General features: G+C 32.5%; 13 protein-coding genes. 5 read left to right on the top strand and 8 right to left on the bottom strand.

Annotation, left to right across the window (positions count from 1 at the left end; all coding sequences use genetic code 11):
- Positions 1-43: 43 nt before the first annotated feature.
- A complete protein-coding gene (locus WAF17_RS15985) occupies positions 44-976 on the bottom strand; it encodes a hypothetical protein (protein WP_338761689.1) in 933 nt (310 codons plus the stop codon).
- Between the two features lie 70 nt (positions 977-1,046).
- Here WAF17_RS15985 and WAF17_RS15980 point away from each other — a divergent pair, with 70 nt between their 5' ends.
- The 3 genes from WAF17_RS15980 to WAF17_RS15970 all read left to right on the top strand — a co-directional run bounded on the left by WAF17_RS15980 (position 1,047) and on the right by WAF17_RS15970 (position 5,004).
- On the top strand, positions 1,047-2,591 hold the full coding sequence (locus WAF17_RS15980) for a glycosyltransferase family 39 protein (RefSeq protein WP_338761686.1): 1,545 nt from the start codon (positions 1,047-1,049) through the stop codon (positions 2,589-2,591).
- A gap of 147 nt (positions 2,592-2,738) precedes the next feature.
- Positions 2,739-3,464: a head GIN domain-containing protein gene (locus WAF17_RS15975; RefSeq protein ID WP_338761683.1), complete on the top strand. Its 726-nt coding sequence runs from the start codon at positions 2,739-2,741 to the stop codon at positions 3,462-3,464.
- Between the two features lie 226 nt (positions 3,465-3,690).
- Entirely contained in the window at positions 3,691-5,004 is a 1,314-nt protein-coding gene (locus tag WAF17_RS15970) for a GDSL-type esterase/lipase family protein (protein ID WP_338761680.1), read from the top strand.
- A 56-nt stretch (positions 5,005-5,060) separates the two neighbouring features.
- On the opposite strand, the gene thpR is transcribed toward WAF17_RS15970, so the two are convergent.
- From thpR to WAF17_RS15940, 6 genes are all read right to left on the bottom strand, one after another.
- Positions 5,061-5,642, bottom strand: a complete 582-nt coding sequence (gene thpR / locus WAF17_RS15965; RefSeq protein WP_338761677.1) for an RNA 2',3'-cyclic phosphodiesterase — start codon at positions 5,640-5,642, stop codon at positions 5,061-5,063.
- A 169-nt stretch (positions 5,643-5,811) separates the two neighbouring features.
- Positions 5,812-7,614: a VWA domain-containing protein gene (locus tag WAF17_RS15960; protein ID WP_338761674.1), complete on the bottom strand. Its 1,803-nt coding sequence runs from the start codon at positions 7,612-7,614 to the stop codon at positions 5,812-5,814.
- Between the two features lie 185 nt (positions 7,615-7,799).
- Positions 7,800-9,884 carry an alkaline phosphatase D family protein gene (locus WAF17_RS15955; protein ID WP_338761671.1) on the bottom strand — a complete coding sequence of 695 codons (2,085 nt, stop codon included), beginning with the start codon at positions 9,882-9,884 and terminating at the stop codon, positions 7,800-7,802.
- Positions 9,885-10,088: 204 nt separating this feature from the next.
- The gene (gene lpdA, locus WAF17_RS15950; RefSeq protein ID WP_338761669.1) at positions 10,089-11,480 is read right to left on the bottom strand and encodes a dihydrolipoyl dehydrogenase; all 1,392 of its coding nucleotides are present in this window, start codon (positions 11,478-11,480) and stop codon (positions 10,089-10,091) included.
- Positions 11,481-11,642: 162 nt separating this feature from the next.
- The gene (locus WAF17_RS15945) at positions 11,643-12,005 is read right to left on the bottom strand and encodes a SnoaL-like domain-containing protein (protein ID WP_338761667.1); all 363 of its coding nucleotides are present in this window, start codon (positions 12,003-12,005) and stop codon (positions 11,643-11,645) included.
- A gap of 122 nt (positions 12,006-12,127) precedes the next feature.
- Complete coding sequence (locus tag WAF17_RS15940; protein ID WP_338761664.1) at positions 12,128-13,432, bottom strand: hypothetical protein; 1,305 nt, start codon at positions 13,430-13,432, stop codon at positions 12,128-12,130.
- A gap of 182 nt (positions 13,433-13,614) precedes the next feature.
- Here WAF17_RS15940 and WAF17_RS15935 point away from each other — a divergent pair, with 182 nt between their 5' ends.
- On the top strand, positions 13,615-14,241 hold the full coding sequence (locus WAF17_RS15935) for a ParA family protein (RefSeq protein ID WP_338761661.1): 627 nt from the start codon (positions 13,615-13,617) through the stop codon (positions 14,239-14,241).
- A gap of 97 nt (positions 14,242-14,338) precedes the next feature.
- Positions 14,339-14,785: a hypothetical protein gene (locus tag WAF17_RS15930; protein ID WP_338761657.1), complete on the top strand. Its 447-nt coding sequence runs from the start codon at positions 14,339-14,341 to the stop codon at positions 14,783-14,785.
- A 161-nt stretch (positions 14,786-14,946) separates the two neighbouring features.
- On the opposite strand, the gene WAF17_RS15925 is transcribed toward WAF17_RS15930, so the two are convergent.
- Complete coding sequence (locus WAF17_RS15925; RefSeq protein ID WP_338761654.1) at positions 14,947-15,879, bottom strand: hypothetical protein; 933 nt, start codon at positions 15,877-15,879, stop codon at positions 14,947-14,949.
- Positions 15,880-15,884 lie beyond the last annotated feature (5 nt).

Here is a 15,884-nt window from a genome sequence, read left to right as displayed (position 1 = left end):
CCTTTAGGAGTTATATATTTGTTTCTCCACATCAAAGATTTATTTACCAATAACAACCGTCTTCTACTTGATTTGCTTTTTGAGGAACTTCTTCTGCAAGTGGTCTTGTCCAGTATTCGTTGTATAAGTTCTGAAAAAACTCTATTTCGTCCCAACGTTTTCCCTTTATACCAAACAGAATTTGAGTAGCTCCTCCCATATGTACAGCTTTTTTACCCAGTTGTTTGATAAAAGAAGCCAAAGGTAATCCATAAGCCCCAGCTCCAATAATAGCAATATCAAAATCTCGTTTTTTTATTTCACTACACATATAATCAAAGGCTTCAAACCAATCTTTGAATGGTGTTTTTTGTGTGGCAATAGACTGAACAGCTTGTAGAGTTTGCAGCTCAAAAGGAGGTAAAATATCAGGGTTTTGGAATAAATGTTCTCTATTCTCAAACTGTTTTTCAATGGATTTCGTAAACGGATGAATTACTAATATTTTTTTATTCTCTAATGCTCTTGTCCAAGGAATATTTCCATTTTCTGTAGAATAATAAGATTCAATGGCTCTAAGTTCGAATAAATCAGCATCTGGACAATATTTTTTATAAATAGTATCTTCGCCTTCGTTAAACCAAACTCCCAAACCATCAATATTTTTGGTATGATTCAAAAAATCTTCTGAAAAGCGAACTAAGTTTTTTGGTGTTGGGGGAAAAACTCCTGACGCAACATTGATATTTTCGACTACAAAATCCCACCATTCTTTTCCTTTTTCCCTTTCATAGTTGATGATACAAGAAAGCTCTGTGCTACCAAAACGAGCTATCATACAAGGTTTATTGCTCTGCAACAAATCATAGATAATTTTATTTCCTTTTTGTGTATCCTGTATTTTTTTTCCAAAATAAGTATCTTTGACAATACGCTCAGAAGAATATTTTTCTATGCCTAGTATTCTCTTAATTTTTTTCTTTATTGTATGTATCATTTTGTCGAAAATTATAATCTAGTTTTTTACTAAGTTTGTACAAATACAGAACCGAAAATACGCTTTTCTCATGTCAATCAAAAACTGGTTTTTACTTTCTTTTTTTGCACTTCTCAAACTACAAACTCCTTTCTTATTAAGTAAAGAATATGGTTTTCATAGAGATGAGTTACTTTATCTTGCCTTGGGCAGACATTTAGATTTTGGTTTTTTAGAAGTTCCTCCCATGATTGCGCTTTTTGCTTCACTTATTCAAAATACAATTGGAGAATCTCTTTGGGCTATTCATCTGATTTCTGGTTTGGCTGGAATGGCTTTAGTAATTTTGACAGGAATGATAGCACATCAGATGGGAGGAAAAACATTTGCTATCCTTTTCTCTGGTTTTATTGTCATTTTCTCTCCTGCTTTTTTGCGTATCCATACGCTATTTCAGCCTGTTGGTTGGGATGTTTTGGGTTGGACGTGGTTGATTTATTTTTGGATTCGTCATATCAAAACTCAAAAAGGACGCTATTTGGGTGGAATGGGAGCAGTTGCAGGAATTTTCTTTTTGAATAAATACAGTATTATTTTTTGTGTCATTGCTATTCTGATAGCAACTTTATTTTCTAAGGAAAGACAATGGTTTTTGAATAAAAAACTGTGGTTAGGTGTAGGAATTGGGCTTTTGATTGTTCTTCCGAATCTAATTTGGCAAGCCTTTCATAATTTTCCTGTTTTTCATCATATGGAAGAGCTTAATGTTACACAACTCAAAAATGTAAATCCGTTAGACTTTGTTATTGACCAATTTTTGATGCACCTTCCTATTACTTGGGTTTGGATTTTGGGTTTTACGGGTTTTTTAAAAAGCAAAACACTTCAACCTTTTAGAATGGTAACTGTCTTTTTTTTAGTCGTTATCTTGATGCTTTTCTTTCTGCACGGCAAAAGTTATTATACACTAGGTGTTTTTCCTGTCATGTTGGCTGCTGGGGCAGTTGCGATTGAACGTCTTACGCAAAACCGTACTTTCTTACGTGTTCCTGCTGTTGTATTTCCGATAATGCTTATTTTACCTTTACTTCCTTTTAGTATTCCTGTTTTGAGTCCTGAAAAACTCACAAAATATGCTGCTACTTTTACAGAAAAAACAGGCGTAGAATCTTTCAATCGTTGGGAAGATGGCAAAATACATCCTATTCCACAAGATTTTGCTGATATGTTGGGGTGGAAAGAAATAGCTACTCTGACAGCAAAAGCATATTATGAAATTCCTCAAGAAGAGCGAAAAAACACTATTATTTTTGCTGAAAATTACGGACAAGCTGGGGCAATTGATTTTTATGGAAAAGAAAAAGAATTTAATCTGCCAAAAGCATATAGTTTTTCAAGTAGCTATTTACTTTGGACTCCTGAAAAAGCAAATCCAAAAAACTTGGTTTATGTAAATGACGAACTTAGTGATAAATTAAAACAAGCTTTTGAAAGTTATAAACTCATAGGAGAATTGACAGAAAAACACGCAAGAGAAAAAGGAACACAAATTTGGTTATTAGAAAATGCTAATAAAAAGTTTAGCCAAATCTATCAACAAAGTAACTCAAAAGAAAAGGCTTTTTTAAACGAATGAAAAAATAATTGATTGACTTTAGAGTTTTGATGCAACCTATTGAAAAAAATACTGTCTTTGTAGTAAATAAGCTTATAAAAAAGCTACTCACTAATTTTATCAATTTAACTACATTTCATTATTTATATTCAAAATTTATTTAATTCTATGAAAACTCTCAATCACAAGCTAACTACGTTTTTATTTTCTTTCTTATTTCTTTTTGCTTTTTCATTCTCTACAGTTTCTGCTCAAGAAACACGAAGTGTAGGAAGCTTTGATGCTATTTCATCAGCAGGAAGTTTTGATATTCAAATTGTAAAATCTTCTAAAAATGAAGTCAAAATTGAAGGTGCAGATGCTAAACTCTTAGAAAAACTAGAAACAGAAGTAGAAGGAAATCGCCTAAAAATAGGCATCAAAAAAGGAAATAGCTGGAAATCTTATGGTTCTGGTAAAGTAACAATTACGGTTTATCATACCGAAAAAATAGAAAAACTATCAATGGCTGGTTCGGGTTCAATGGAATGGGACGGCTCACTTCATAGCTCTGATTTAGAAATAAAGATTGCAGGTTCTGGAAAAGTCTGTGGAAGAATTGCAGTTTCTGATTTAGAAGTAAGTATTGCAGGTTCTGGAAAAGCTTGTCTGAAAGGAGCAGCAACAACACAAGAAATAAAAATTGCAGGTTCAGGAGACTATCAAGCAGAAGACCTTAAAACACAAGATACAGAAATCAAAATTTCGGGTTCTGGAGATGCAGAAATCTATGTTACCAAAACATTAGAAGCAAAAATTTCAGGCTCTGGAGATGTTCGTTATAAAACAGGAGGAAATGAGCTAGAAAGACAAATTGTAAAAGTAAGTGGCTCTGGAAAAGTTCGCAAAGGATAAACAAACTGGTAATCAAGTATCAATATTTTTGTAAAAACTCTTCAAATTTCTTTTTTAGATTTCTGAAGAGTTTTTTCATTTTATCAAACTCCTTCTTTTATTCAATATTTCTGTAAATTTGTGCTTTCATTATGCTTTTTTGGAAATGTATTTGAAAGATTATAACACAGACACAATTTATTAAAAAAATCTCCCCTTATAAATAGAAAAGAAGTTGGTCAATTTTATGATGAAGATAAAAAAACGAGTTATTTGGTTTTTGATAATTATACTTTCAATTCCCACATTGGCATTTTGTCAAGATGATTTACAAGAAAAAACAAAAAATTTAGAAGATTCGATTCGCTTGATGCTTTATAAAGAACGCCCTTATTTTGAAGTGGTTAATTATGGGGCAAACCGAATTCAGATGAAAGATAGCTCTTCCTTAGATTATTTCTTTGAAAAACTTTACGCACTTCAAACTCAAAAAAAAGAAGAAAAAAAACAAGTGAAAATTCTTCACATGGGAGATTCTCACATTCAAGCTGATTTTTTTACAGGGAAAGTAAGACGATTATTTCAAGAAGATAAACGTTTTGGAGATGCAGGACGTGGATTTACGTTTCCTTATTCAGCAGCCAAAACAAACAACCCATTTGATTACAAAACTCGTTATACAGGAAGTTGGACAAGTCAAAAGATGGTTAGTAACAAAGACCAATCTCAATGGGGAATCTCTGGAATAAATGTAGAAACAACCAACCCAAAATCTACAATAACACTAGAACCAATAGAATACAACGAACGTAAGCCATCAAAAATAGAAAAAGTAAGAATTTATTATCCAATATTAAATGAAGAGCTTTTTGAGGCTGTCATTATCGCACCGACAAATGAAATAAAGTCTCAAAAAATGCACCTAGACGGTTATTTGGAAGTCATTTTTTCTGTTCCTCAAACTTCCATAAGTATCGGATTAGATAAAACAGATGATATTCAAACGCATTTTATTCTGCAAGGAGTATCTCTTGAAACCAATGATGGAGGAATTTTGTATCACGCTGTTGGAATAAATGGAGCAGAGACAAGACATTATTTGCGCTGTGAAGATTTCGAAACACAACTTAGAAGTGTTCAACCTGATTTGGTAGTTATTTCTTTGGGAACAAATGATGCTTATCCAAGCCGTTTTGATGATACTGCTTTCAAAGGAAACTTAATAAAAATAATAGAACAAGTCAGAAATATTAATCCGAATACTTCTATTCTGCTTACTTCGCCAAACGATACCTATCGTTATAAAAAGTATGCAAATTATAACACACAAAAAGCAGAAGAGCGTTTACAAGAACTGATGAGAGAAAAAAGCGTAGCTCTTTGGAATTTTTATCAGATAATGGGAGGTTTCAAATCCATTATTGATTGGCACAAAGTAGGGTTAGGACAATACGACAAAATACACCTCTCACAAACAGGTTATAATTTGCAAGGCGATTTGTTTTATGAAGCCATCAATGAGCAATATCAAAAGTGGATAGATAAAAACAGACCAAAATAGAAATAATAAAAAGGACAAGACACGTCTTGTCTCTACAAATAAGATTTTTAGAATCTCTAGCTAATAACTTTGTAAACCGAACCCTCTCTAGTTTGTGTACTACTGATGAGTTCTATTTGATTGCTATCCCAAACACCAATTTCTCCCACTAATATTTTTTTGAGGCGTTTTTTGATAGCCTTTTTAACTTCATTATCCGTACGGAGATAAGCTAAAGTAACATGTGGATTATAATTTTCTGCACTTGTATTCTCAACTTCTACGTCTATTTCTTCTAGCTTTTTGGCTATTTCTTGATATAGATTGGATAACGTTTCATTTTTATTGATTCCTACCCAAAGCACGTAAGGAAGACCATTTTTTTCAAATGTTCCTATGTCTTTCATCGTAAGTGTAAGGGGAAACTCTTTTGCTGTCTGATTAACAATTTCCTGTATTTGAGAAATTCTTTGATGAGAAATATCACCCAAAAAGTGCAGCGTAATATGCATTTTAGAAGGTTCTATCCAATTTTTTATTTCCTTCATTTCTGGATAAGAAGAAAGCCACTCTTGGCATTCTTGTAAGGCTTCTTTTAAAAATTGAGGGAGAGGAATAGCAATAAATAAACGGGATTTTTTTTTAAGAGGAGTTGTCAAAGTAGAGGATTCGATTTTTTAGCTGGTAATTTTTTTTAAATAGTATTTGTGTGTTTATTTAACTACAAAACTACAAATAAATTATCTATTATAAGAAAAATGTTTGTTTAAGCTGTCAAAAAAGCCACTTTATAAGAAAAATTATAAAATGGCTTTCTAAGATTATACTTTATCTACTCATCAACATACAGCTTTCTACTAATTTCAAAAACTCGCTTCGATAACCTTCTGTATCTTTTCCCTTTGCATTTTTTCCTAACTCAATAACTTGCTGATACGAAGAATTTGATTTGTACTCTGAATTTCTCAAAATCATTCCGAAACTTGCCACAGCAGCCGAAAAACGAAAGTTATCAGATGTTTTGGATAAAGCTCTATTTTCATCTTTTAATGGACTTACAATTAATTTACTTTTGTTTTCATCAGGTTTTTTATAACGTAATTTCAAATTTAGAAGTTCATCAGAAGAAGCCACAGCCGTATAATTTGTGCTTATTTTAGAGTTATTTTGATAACGCAAATCATCTACCGAACTCAAAAAATCACTTTTTACACCCACAGGAATAATTTCGTACAATGCTGTTACAGTATGTCCTGCGCCAAGCTCTCCAGCATCTTTTTTGTCGTCGTTAAAATCTTCTTTTTTGAGCATTCTATTTTCATAACCGATAAGACGATACGCAGCTACTTTTGTAGGATTAAATTCAATTTGAATCTTGACATCTTTTGCAATCGTAAAAAGTGTAGCTCTCATTTCTCTGACAAATACTTTTTTTGCCTCTTGAATATTGTCTATGTAAAAATAATTTCCGTTTCCTGCATTACTTAACTCTTCCATCTGATAATCCATATAGTTTCCCATTCCAAAACCACAAACAGTCAAGAAAATATCATCATCTCGTTTTGTTTCTATAAGTTTTACAAGTTCATCAGACGAACTAACACCTACATTAAAATCCCCATCGGTACACAAAATCACTCTATTGTTTCCATTTTTGATAAAATTTTCTTTTGCAATTTGGTACGCTAATGTTATTCCTGCTCCTCCTGCCGTACTTCCACCTGCCGAAACATTTTCCAAAGCATTCAAGATTTTAGCTTTTTCTTTTACCGAAGTAGAAGGCAAAACCAAACCAGCAGCACCAGCATAAGCAACAATCGAAATATGGTCTTTTTCATTCATTTCATTTAAAAGCATTTTCAAAGACGAGCGCAAGAGAGGAAGTTTGTTTGGGTTTGTCATTGAACCCGAAGCATCAATCAAGAAAACAAGATTAGAAGCTGAGAGATTTTTGTAATCCAATTCTTTTCCTTGAAGTCCGATATGAACTAATTTGTGTTTTGTGTTCCAAGGCGCAACCGAAATTTCTGTGTTTATAGAAAAAGGAACGTCATTTTTTGGTTGTGGATAATCATAATCAAAGTAATTGATAAACTCTTCGATACGAACTGAATTAGGATTTGGAAGCTGTCCAGATTGAATAAAACGACGAGCAGTAGTATAAGAAGCATTATCTACATCAATCGAAAAAGTAGAAAGAGCTTGATTTTTGGGTTGAATAAATTTATTTTCTGCTGTTTTTTGATAGTTGTTAGTGTTTTCTTCTTTTGTTCTTAGACTTTCTTTTAATTGTGGAACTTCTTCAACAATAGAAAATAGTTGCTCTACTTCTTCCTCTTCTACTGGAGCTTCTATTGCTGTTACATCAGTTACAATATTGTCGATTTCTATTTCGACATCTTCTATTTTCATTTCTATGCTTTCGTCTAATTCTATATTGTCTTCTACTTCTACTATTTCCTCTGGAGATATTGGCGTTGGAATATTTGTAAGAGGAACATCTATACTTGTAGAATCTGAAATTGCATTATTATCTGAAACTTGCTTTTGATTAGAACAAGATGAGAAAATAGCTATAAAGGATAGAGAAAATATGACTTTGAGGTAACAATTTGAAAGTTTCTTTTTCATAATTGAAAGGTTTGGAATGATAAAAATGGTTTTCTTATCTCTACAATCACTTTTTATTGAAAAAGACACAACTAAACTGCTAATTTGATTGCTCTATATTTAACAGAAACGAAAAAACACCTCTTTTTAAGCTAAAAAGAAGTGTTTGAGTACAATAAATAAATATTAATTTTATATCACGAAACTTATTTCTCTACGACTATTCTACGACTAATTTGTCCTTTTTCAGTTTCAAAGTTTAGAAAATAAACTCCTGCTGTAAGGTCTTTTACAGAAAACTGAAGTGCAAAGTTTCCACTTGCATTCTTTTGTTCATTAATCGTTTTGATAACTTTTCCTTGTGAATCAACAAGTTTTATACTTACATTCATTGGACGAGCAACGACATAATTGACGAGTGCAATCGTAGAAGAAGGGTTTGGATACAAACTCAAAATAGCAATATCTGTAAACTCATTTTTTGAAGGAAAAAAACCTAAAACTTCATCAACATATTCAGGAACTTCATTGGGTGCTGCTGTTGCTTGTGTCGTTTTTGGAGCTGTTTGAACATCTGCTTTTGTAAGGTGGTTTCTTCCATCTGTTGTTAGCCAACCTTCACCAAACTCTTCATTTTCAGAGGGTTCTAAAACTTTATCTACAAAAAACCAATCTGCTTGAACGGCACTTTCTTTAACATCCAAAATAAAATATCCGTGTCTGTCCAAATCAACAAACTTCATGTGAGGATTTGGATTAACTAAAAACGGTGCAGGAAGTGGTTTATTAATCTGAAACTCTAACGCTGCCGAAGTAGCTGCTCCTACGTTTTCATCGAAGTTAGCAGAGGCAATACTTGGCGTTGCAAATTCAACAGCCACAGAACCTTCGCCAGTTTCAGCATTGTAAGTAGGTGTAGCTTGGTCAAATCCAAAAATAGAAGGACGTTTGGCTACATCAAATGCAAAAGTAGAATGAAAATCTCCTGTCAGCCAAACTACATTATCAATAGAATTATCTGACATAAAATCAATAATATTATCTCTTTCTATCGGATAACCGTCCCAAATATCGGTAAAACCACTTTCTACTTGCTCTGGAGTTTGTGGGGGAGTAAGTCCTGAAGCTGCCCAACCGACATTAAATTCTGAAAAAATAACTTGATTTCCGATTACCTTCCATTTTGCTGTTGAGTTTCCTAGTTTATCCAAAAACCATTCTTTCTGTGTTTGTCCTAAAAGTGTACGGTTTGGCGCATACATAAGTGGATTTGTAACATCATTGATTTGCTCATCACGTCCTTCAATTCTTGTATCAATCATAATCAAATCCATCAAGTTTCCATAATTGATAACTCTATAAATTCCTGTATTTTGTGTTCGGATAGGCATCCATTCATCATACACTTTTTGAGAAATTGCTTTTCTGTTTGCCCAATTTCCTTCTGTCGAATCCGTATGATTTTGCGCTCCATCTTTGTAAGCATCGTTTGTAAACTCGTGGTCATCCCAAATAGTAATAAAAGGGTGTTGTTGGTGTGCTCTTCGAAGGTTTTGGTCTAAACGATACAATGAATAACGAGTACGATAATCTGCTAACGTCAGAATTTCAGTTTCTGGGAAGTTTGAGCGTTCGATAAGGTTTGCTCCATATGTTCCTTTTCCATATTCATAAATATAGTCTCCCAAATGAACAACGGCATCAAGGTCGTTTCGGTCTGCAATTCTACCAAAGGCATTGAAATAACCTGCTTCATAATTCTGACAAGAAACAACTGCAAATTTCAAATGTTCTGCATTTGTACTATTCGGTGCTGTTTTGGTGCGCCCGATAAGTGAATTTGCTTCTAAAGCAGAAAAATAATAATAATAAGTAGTATTAGGCTGCAAACCAACTACATCAATTTTGACGGTAAAGTCTCGGTCTGCATTTGTTGTAAACTCTCCCTCTGCCACTATATTTTGAAGCTCTATATCAGAAGTAATATACCATTTTACAGGAATTTGGCTTGTTTGATTTTCTGAATCTGGAGTTACTCTTGTCCAAATGATTACTCGGTCAGAAAGTGGATCACCAGAAGCCACGCCATGATAAAATGGCTTTAAATGCTCTTCAAAGGGCAAATCTTCATTTTCTCCATTTTGAGAACTCATTTTTGAGATATTTCTTTTTAGAGAAATGGGAGCAGCTTGTGCTGTCGGACTGACAATCTTTGTGATTTTACCCAAATCTTGAGCAAAAGTTGGAAAACTAATTACCAACAATAAGATAAATAAAGTAATTTTTTTCATTGCAAATTATTTTAAAACTGTTTTAGTGATAGATTTTAAAAATCTTTGCAAGTTGGTTTTGTAGCTTTACTTTATGATGTTTTTTATATGAATTTTCTTTGAACCACTATTAAGGATGTAAACTTGTTTTTACAAAACACGAAAAAAACCTATAAGATCTTCAAGACCTTATAGGTTTAATAATTAGCACAAAAAATCAGATTTCTATATATGAATTACTTCTCCGTATGCTGCTGCTGCTGCTTCCATAACAGCTTCTGACATGGTTGGGTGTGGATGAACAGATTTTACGATCTCCATTCCAGTAGTTTCTAATTTTCTAGCTACTACGGCTTCTGCAATCATTTCTGTTACGTTTGCACCTATCATGTGTGCGCCTAACCACTCGCCATATTTTGCATCAAAGATTACTTTTACAAAACCTTCTTTTGCTCCTGCTGCACTTGCTTTTCCAGAGGCAGAAAACGGAAACTTACCTACTTTTACTTCATAACCAGCTTCTTTTGCTTGTGCTTCTGTCATTCCAACAGATGCAATTTCAGGAACACAATACGTACACCCTGGGATATTTCCGTAATTTAATGGCTCTGGGTGGTGTCCAGCCATTTTTTCTACACAAATGATTCCTTCTGCACTTGCTACGTGTGCAAGAGCAGGACCATGTACGATGTCGCCGATTGCATAAACACCATCAACAGAAGTTTTGTAATAATCATCTACGATTACTTTTCCTTTTTCAGTTTTTACGCCTGTGCTTTCTAAGCCAATTCCTTCTAAGTTTGTAGCCACACCAACAGCCGAAAGAACCACATCACATTCGATAATTTCTTCGCCTTTTTTAGTTTTGACAGTTACTTTACAACCACTTCCAGACGTATCTACTTTTGTTACTTCTGATGAAGTCATTACTTTTACTCCTTTTTTCTTGTATTGTCTTTCTAGTTCTTTCGAAACATCTTTATCTTCAACGGGAACGATTCTGTCCATAAATTCTACAACAGTTACTTCTGTTCCGATAGAATTATAAAGATAGGCAAACTCTACTCCGATAGCTCCAGAACCTACAACCACCATTTTTTTAGGTTGTTTTTCTAAAGACATTGCCTTACGGTATTCAATGATTTTCTTTCCATCAATAGGAAGATTTGGCAATTCTCTTGCACGTCCACCTGTTGCAAGGATAATATTTTTAGCTTCGTATGTTTCTTTTTTGCCGTCTTCTTTGGTTACTTCTACCTTGCCTTTTCCTGCAAGTTTTCCGAAGCCCATTATTTTTTCAATTTTATTCTTTTTGAATAAAAACTCAATTCCTTTGCTCATTCCTCCTGCAACGTTTCGGCTACGACCAATCATATCTCCAAAATTCACTTTAGAATCTTTTACTTCGATGCCGTAATCTTTTGCGTGTTGTACGTACTCAAATACTTGTGCAGATTTCAGAAGTGCTTTTGTAGGAATACAGCCCCAGTTTAGACAAATTCCACCTAGAGATTCTTTTTCGATAACGCCTACTTTCATTCCGAGTTGAGAAGCACGGATTGCAGCTACATAACCACCCGGTCCTGAACCGATTACTAATAAATCATAAGTTGCCATAAATGTATTGATTGGATTAAGGTTTTCTAATTTCTTTATACTTCAAAGATAAGACTTGATTAGCAATAAAAAAAAATTGCTAACCTCAACAAACTACTTTATTGAAAAGCACTTTTTGAGATTAGCAAAAATTAAAGCATTTTGATTTTTAAATCCTATTATTTATCCCATAGAATAAAAAAAACGTTCTTCTGTAATTTTTCCATCTTCTACTTTATAAACGGCAAGTTCTTCTTCCTTGCTTCTTCCTCTATCTTTGAAAGTAGCATCAAAACCGATAGTACAAGAAAAGTGATTTCCTGCTATAATTGGCTCTGATACGTGTGTAGAGTGCATTTCAACTAGATTCTCGTCCCATTGCTTTGATTTTTTATTGAGCTCTTCCATTCCTTGTACTCTATTATTGGGCAGCATTTCGGGTTCAATGCTGATTGTGTTTTGATGATACAATTCTTTTTGAGCTTGACTATAATTTCCTTCTCTACAAAGCTCTACTAAACGGTTGGCAATTTGTTGTGTTGTCATGATTGAATTTCTTTAATAAAAAATTGAATAATAAAAATAGCTGGTAGAAACTGACAACAAGATAGGAAATTCAAAACAAAAAAGCTAATAAAAATAGCAATGCTAATATATTTAACAAATTATTATACAACTTGTGGCTTATTTTCTTTTTTTATTAAAAAACTGAATGCAAAACGCATTAAACTACTCATTCTGACCACAAAAATAACGACTCCTAAAAGTGTAATCGTAAGTAGAATAGATTGTAGCATTACTTTGAGGTATTGAGAAATAAGTGTTGCATTTTGCCATTTTTCATAAAATGACACCAAAATGTTCGGAAGCATAGGCGCAAATTTCAAAATCATGATTGATAAAAACCCAAACCAAAAAGTAAAAAAAATAACCGTTCCTAAAGAAAAAAAAGAAAGTGCATAAAATTGCAACTTAGTTTCTGTAATCTGACGAGCTTTTTTAATAGAAAATGATTTGAAAATAGCTCCTAAAAATTGATTCGACTTTTTACGAAGATTCGACAATCCAAAACCATCACTAAAAATCCAGTAGCCATCTGCTTTCATAAAAGGAACAAAAGAATAAATCAAACGAATAAAATTCATGGTTACAACTCCTGACCAAACATGTGTGGAAGCGACATTAAAATAATCTAATAAAATAAATAAGCTTCCTCCAATCCATTGAAAATAAACACCACCCAAATTGATAATCATTCTTTTTTTGGGTTGAAGCTTCCAAGCCTCACTAATTTGAGTAAAAAAGACGGGATAAACCAAATAAAAACCATAACCAATTTTGGGCGCACGAATACCGAAATGTAAGGCAGCAGAAGCATGACCAATTTCGTGAAAAACAAATATGAAGATGATTAGAAAATAAATCAACATATACTCTAAGGCTGAAGAATCTGTCCATATTTTGCTATGTTCTCCGAAAACAGAGTGGGAAGAAAAATAAAAAATATGAGTAAAAAGTCCTAGCAAAACAAATAAAATAACAGCCCATTTCTGATAAAAAAATTTGAATAGGGAAGCTAAAAAATTTGTCTTTGATTCATTTAGAAGTGTTTTTTGAGTTTTTATAGAATCGGCATCATAAGTGAGTTCTTCTTCTTTTGTGGCTTCTATTTCATTCATATTTCTTAGAACACCTAAAGGAATTATTTTTTTCTCAATAATCATCTCTATGTCTTGAATGCTTAGATTTTTATAAGATTCATAAGAAGTAATTTTAGAATGAACTTGAGAGAGTGATTTGTTTTCACTTAGCTCTACCAAAATCTCTTTAATAAGCAGTCCACAATAAAACTGCTTTTTTCCATATAAAATCAAAAACTTTTTGTGAGAAGCATCAAAATCTGTTTTTTCGATTCGAATAGAATCAGTCAATAAATAAGGAGTAGAAGGAGATGGAGTAGAAACTGTCTGCATATTTTTAATTAAGATTCCGAAATAGCGATTATTCTTTACTGGTTATCTTAGAATAACAATATACTCATTTTTTAGATTAATTTGATATAATAGAGATTAAAATTTTGATGTAACAAATTATTTATCAACTAATTCTTACTTTTGTTTTTATTATTTCTTCCAAAACTATTTTTTTTACAATTATGATAATTTCATTCATCAGCCGAAAAGGTGGAACAGGCAAAACAACAAATATTACGCATCTTGCCACGACACTTGCTAGTCAGAAAAAGCGAGTATTGCTCATCGAAACAGACACAAACTATACGCTCACAACACTTCGGAAAATGGAGCTTTTCAAAAAGAAAATAACTGAAAAAGATGCTCCTTTTCCTATTCTTGGTTCAACAGACGAACATATTATTGATAACCTCAAAAAATTTAAGAGAGGCAAAAAATACGATTATATTCTAGTAGATAGCGCAGGAAAGACAACCGATGAATCTATACGAAAACTATGTTTAGAATCTGATTTGGTAGTAGTGCCGACAAGCCTTTCTCAGAATGATTTATTGGTTGCTTATCAGACTTTGCAAGACTTAAAACCTGCACAAGAAATTAATAAAAAATTAAAGATAGCTATTCTACCTAGCCGAATTCATAACAGAACTAACCAAACGACGGTAGAAAATGCTCTTTCTAGCTTAGAAGCACCTGTTATTTCTCCTTTTGTAGTTTCTAAAAATAAAATGGCAGAGTTTTCTACTTTAAGTCCTATTGCAGAATATAAAGAAATTGCGAAAAATATTGTATCTTTGCTCAACAAATAAAAATATAACTAGCACACAATCAAGCATTTATCTAAAAATAATTTTCAGTGAAAACAATCCAAAATTCGTTTACTTTAGTCTAATTCCTATTACTACTATGGCAAAAAACAGCACACTCGCAGATTTAGATGCTTTTTTGAAAGAACAAGAAACTTCTTCTACACAAAAAGCTACATCAGCTACATCAAAAGAAGAGTTTGTAAATAAAAATCCTCATCAGATTGTAGAAACTGAAATTTTAGCAGAAAAAAGTACAAAAGCTCCAAAAAAAGAAAGCAAAAAGCTAGATACTACCGTTGAGGTAAAAACAGCTCCTAAAAATGTAGCTCCAAAACACATCAATAATCTTGTTCCAGAAGCAAAAGAAGAAGATTCGACGATGATGCAATGGGCAAAAGCAATTGATGAAACTGTAAAAGGAAGTGAAATGCTTCGTTCAGTTCCTATTTTATCAGATATTACAGAAAGTGGTACTGAACAATTGAAGGCTACCGAAAAATTCTTAGAAACTTCTCAAAATATTTGGAAGAAATTTTGGGATTAAGAAGGTAAAACATTTTTTAAATATGAAAACCAATCTTTGAGTAATAATCAGAGATTGGTTTTTTGTGTTATTTGATTGAAATACTATAACTGATTAGCGAGTGATTTTATATGATTTTTATGATTAAATGCAGGATAAATACGAATAACTTTTTTTGATGATTATTTAGATTCAATTTTTAGAGGTGTTTTTGATTTTATCCAACCTGCTATATTTCTTTTTCCATTGCCCCAACCCATTATTATTTTCTTCATGGATTTTTCAGGAAAAACCACAAAATACCAATATATATTTCCTTCTTTTTTAGAAAAAAGCACTTCTCCTTTTTGATTAGATTTTATTGTAGTATAGCTTCCCATTTTGTAAACTTGTTCATAATCATAAACAATGTCTGCAATACTTAGATAAGTTTCAGTATTTTTAGCTAAAACACTATCACTAGCTATATAAAGTTTTATACTATCTATTGTTGTAACATTACCTATAGGAGTTCTTGCTTCAACCAAATCAAACTTATATGTATAACATAATTGATATTTTCTTCTAAGTTTTCGTTTTTCATACTCATAAACATTTTCACAACGAAGAAAATCTGCACAGCAACTGTGTTCAATTAATTTTATAGCAACACTCCCTTCTTTTTTATTTATTTCTACAATTGTCCCACCCCAAGAATTGAGTAAGTCAAACTTTTCTTTTTTATTTTTCTTCCAAATAGCACACATATAGTCATCTCCACCACTTGCATTATGAGCTTTGAGAAGAACAATAAAATCTATCTTTTTGTCATTGTCAGAATCAATAAATTTCCAATCTTGAACAATACCATTATAACATAGGGAATACTGTAAACCTTTTTTACTTGCTTTAGCTATGTAAAAAGCAAAACCTCTGTAATCACTATCTCCTATTACTCTTACTTTTTCACATTTTCTTAATACACTCTCTTTTTCTTTTACAGAAAGAGTAACTGTATCAGTAGTAATAATCGGTTCTCTAAAAGCAGGATATTCTCTTATCAGTTTTTGCCCGAAACCCTCAAACCCAATCCAAAAAAAGAGAAAACAAAACAGAATAAAAACTTTAATTTTCATAGTTA

It is taken from the genome of Bernardetia sp. ABR2-2B (assembly GCF_037126435.1).
Lineage (GTDB): Bacteria > Bacteroidota > Bacteroidia > Cytophagales > Bernardetiaceae > Bernardetia.
This window is presented reverse-complemented; position numbering and strand designations above follow the sequence as displayed.